We start from the raw sequence: 3,387 nt of genomic DNA on the forward strand, positions 1-3,387 counted from the left end.
GCGGTGGACTTCGCGGACGCCGAGGCGTCCGGGTCGCCCGGGCGCGGTTTCCCGGCCCGTTCGGGGGACGACCAGTTCATCATCTACACCGGCGGGACCACCGGGATGCCCAAGGGCGTGATGTGGCGTCAGGAGGACCTGTTCTTCTCCGGGCTGGGCGGCGGCGCACCGACCGGCGAGCCGGTACGGCGGCCCGAGGAGCTCGCCGAGCGGGTCGCGGCGGGCGGTGCGGGGATCACCTTCTTCCCCACGCCCCCGCTGATGCACGGCACGTCGACCCTGACCGCCCTCATCGGCTTCAACTTCGGCCAACGGGTCGTGCTGCACCGCAGGTTCGCGCCCGAGGAGGTGCTGCGGACCGTGGAGCGGGAGCGGGTCAGCGCCATGTCGCTGGTGGGCGACGCGATGCTGCGACCGCTGATCGACGCGCTGGAGGGCCCGATGAAGGGCACCGACATGTCGTCGTTGTTCAGCGTCTCCTCGTCGGGAGCGATCATGTCGGACACGGTGAGCCGGCAGTTCCGGGCGCTCGTCCCGAACGCCCTGCTGCTCAACAACTTCGGTTCCTCCGAGTCCGGCTTCAACGGGACGGCGACGGAGGACTCCGGGCCCGAGCGCGGCTTCCGGGTCCGGGTCAACTCCCGCACCCAGGTGGTCGACCCGGCCACGCACGAGCCGGTGGCCGTGGGCGAGGTGGGCCGGGTCGCGCAGTGCGGCCATGTGCCGCTCGGCTACTACAACGACCCGCGGAAAACCGCCGAGACCTTCTTCGAGAAGGACGGTGAGCGGTGGGTGCTGCTCGGGGACATGGCCACCGTCGACGAGGAGGGGGTCGTCACCGTCCTCGGGCGCGGCTCCCAGTGCATCAACACCGGCGGCGAGAAGGTGTACCCGGAGGAGGTCGAGCAGGCCCTCAAGGCCCATCCGGACGTGTACGACGTGCTCGTGGCCGGGGTGCCGGACCTGAAGTGGGGGCACCACGTGGCGGCCGTCGTGCAGTTGCGCGAGGGAGCCGAGCGGATCTCCCTGGACGAGCTCCAGTCGCACTGCCGGACGCGGCTCGCGGGATACAAGGTGCCGCGCCAGCTGGTGATCGCGGAGTCCATCCGCCGGTCGCCGAGCGGCAAGGCGGACTACCGGTGGGCGCAGAAGGTGGCGGCGGTCGCGGCCGACGGGTGAGGCCGCCCGAATCCGCCCCCGTGCCGTTGAACCGAACGTGACGTGCGACCGTACTGGTGGTGGCAGGCCCGGTCAGCGGGCCCTGTTCGTCATGCCGTAGCGGCAGGACCGCACGTCACAGCAAGACCGCACGGAAGGACCACCGGGTGTCGCTCTTCACTCGCTCCAGCCAGCCGCAGGACACCACCGAGGGCGAGAGGGACGCGGATGGTGGGGGCGCGGCGGCGGAAGAAGTGACGCAGGAGGCCATGGGTGAGGCCGGGGCGCCGGACGACCCGATACGGCCCGGCTGGTTCGGCTGGCGTCGCCGTTATCCCCGTACGGCCCGCGGCGTGTCCGTGGGCACGACCGTGCTGGCCGGACTTCTGCTGCTGGTCGCGCTGCTCTCCCCCGCCCGGCTCGACCGCATGGACCTCCAGTCGTTCCTGCGGCTCCCCGTCGAGGCGATCGTCCTCGCAGCCGTCCTGCTGGTGCTGCCCCCGAAGGTCCGCCGGATCGCGGCGGTGTTCTTCGGGCTCTTCATCGGGGTGCTCACCCTCCTGAAACTGATGGACATGGGCTTCCGCCAGACCATGGCCCGGCCGTTCGACCTGGTCTTCGACTGGGTCATGCTGGGCAACGCGACGGACTGGCTCCGGGAGTCGTTCGGGCGCACGGGCGAGGTGCTCGCGATCGCCGGGGTGATCATCCTGTTCCTCGCGGTCCTCGTGCTGTGCACGCTCGCGGTGGTGCGGCTGACGAACGTCATGTCCCGGCACCGCCCCCGGGCGGTCCTCACCACCCTTGTCCTCGGAACCGTGTGGGTGACCTGCTTCAACCTCGGCGTGCAGTTCGGCGGGGTCGCCTTCGCCACCAAGGGCTACACCGGGTTCCTCGCCAACCGGATCCAGAACGTCCGCAACGGGCTGGGGGACGCCGAGGTCTTCGAGAAGCAGTCCGCCGTCGACGCCTTCGCCACCACCCCGCCCGACCAGCTGCTGACCGGGCTGCGCGGCAAGGACGTCCTGGTCACCTTCATCGAGAGCTACGGCCGGGTGGCGATCGACGACCCGGCCATGGCACCGGAGATGGACGCGACGCTGAAGAAGGGCGACGCGACGCTCAAGGCGGCCGGGTTCGCGTCGCGCAGCGGCTGGCTGCGGTCCCCGGTGACGGGCGCCGGCAGCTGGATGGCGCACTCGACGTTCCTGTCCGGTCTGTGGGTCAAGAACCAGCAGCGGTACCTGAACCTGACCTCCGGCGACCGCGCGACCCTCACCAGCTACTTCCAGAAGACCGGCGCCTGGCGCACGGTCGGCATCGTGCCCGGTGTGCGGAAGACCTGGCCCGAGGGCAAGTACTTCGGACTCGACCACATCTACGACTCCAAGCACCTCGGCTACAACGGCCCGTACTTCAGCTGGACCCCCGTGCCGGACCAGTTCAGCCTGGAGGCCTTCCAGAAGCTGGAGCACGGCAAGAAGGACCGCGACCCGATCATGGCGGAGATCATCCTGGCCTCCAGCCACAACCCCTGGTCGCCGATCGCCCACACCATTGACTGGAACGACCTCGGTGACGGCTCGGTCTTCGAGCAGATCAAGAAGGAGGGCACGGACCCGACGGAGGTCTGGAAGAGCCAGGAGCGGGTGCGCACCGAGTACCGCAAGGCCATCCAGTACTCGGTGGACAGCCTGACCCAGTGGATGCAGCGCTACGGCGACAAGAACACGGTGCTGGTCTTCCTCGGCGACCACCAGCCCGTTCCCACCGTGACCAAGGGCTCCACCAGCATGGACGTGCCGGTCACGATCGTCGCGAAGGACCCGAAGATCCTGGACCGGGTCGACGGCTGGAACTGGACCGACGGCCTCAAGCCCGCCGACGACGCTCCCGAGTGGGGCATGGACAAGTTCCGCGACCGCTTCATGACTGCGTTCGCGAAGTGACCTCCGACGGCGCGTCCAGGAACGGCGCCAGGAACTCCTCCGGCCTGGCCTCGTGCACGAGATGACGACCACCCACGGTCACCAGCCGGGCCCCGGGGACAGCTGACGCCGACAGCGCGACCTGGTCCTGGGGGATCGGACTGGTGGGGCCGCCCCCGATGAGCAGCGTGGGCATGGTGATCCGCGCCATGTGGTCCCACCACAGGGGATTCGGGGCGTTGCGCTGGGCGTCGGTGGCCCGCAGCATCGCCCAGTCGAAGGGCGGGTCGGTGTCCGGGGC

At 69.9% G+C, this 3,387-nt stretch carries 3 protein-coding genes; 2 read left to right on the forward strand and 1 reads right to left on the reverse strand.

The window, feature by feature from the left end; translation table 11 throughout:
• Both EHS43_RS40560 and EHS43_RS40565 read left to right on the forward strand, forming a co-directional pair.
• Window positions 1-1,179: AMP-binding protein (locus EHS43_RS40560; protein WP_125195543.1), on the forward strand; the 1,179-nt coding region annotated here is incomplete at its 5' end.
• Window positions 1,180-1,427: 248 nt separating this feature from the next.
• The gene (locus EHS43_RS40565) at window positions 1,428-3,107 is read left to right on the forward strand and encodes a sulfatase (protein WP_260470941.1); all 1,680 of its coding nucleotides are present in this window, start codon (window positions 1,428-1,430) and stop codon (window positions 3,105-3,107) included.
• On the opposite strand, the gene EHS43_RS40570 is transcribed toward EHS43_RS40565, so the two are convergent.
• Window positions 3,085-3,387, reverse strand: a 303-nt coding sequence (locus EHS43_RS40570) for an alpha/beta fold hydrolase (RefSeq protein WP_221740809.1), incomplete at its 5' end; no start/stop codon positions are given. The genes EHS43_RS40565 and EHS43_RS40570 overlap by 23 nt on opposite strands.

Source organism: Streptomyces sp. RP5T (genome assembly GCF_003933965.1).
Classification (GTDB): domain Bacteria; phylum Actinomycetota; class Actinomycetes; order Streptomycetales; family Streptomycetaceae; genus Streptomyces.